The 289-nt window shown below is 41.9% G+C and carries 1 protein-coding gene; it reads left to right on the top strand.

What is annotated here, in order from left to right; all coding sequences use genetic code 11:
* Positions 1 to 289 (top strand): transposase (locus AC4J95_RS21265; RefSeq protein WP_494551562.1); only part of this gene is annotated, 289 nt, incomplete at both ends.

The following is a 289-nucleotide window of genomic DNA, read 5'->3' as shown; positions in this document are numbered from 1 at the left end:
TACTCGAGACGGGTACCGAGAATACAAATCCAATCCAAAAGAATGTGTGAACTGCCCGCTGTTAAAAACGTGTACGAAAAGTAAAAATCATCAACGAGTCATCACGAGACATGTTTGGGGAGATCTGATGGATGAAGTGGAACATCTTCGCCTAACGGATCTGAATAAATCAATTTACAAAAAACGGAAACAAACGATTGAACGAATATTTGCGGATGCAAAAGAAAAGCATGGGATGCGTTGGACCAAGTATCGAGGCTTGGAAAAAGTCGCGACGCATACGATGCTA

Source organism: Enterococcus sp. GPZ-007 (assembly GCF_059374735.1).
The sequence above is the reverse complement of the archived record's forward strand: the minus strand, read 5'-3'. Positions and strand labels throughout refer to the sequence as shown.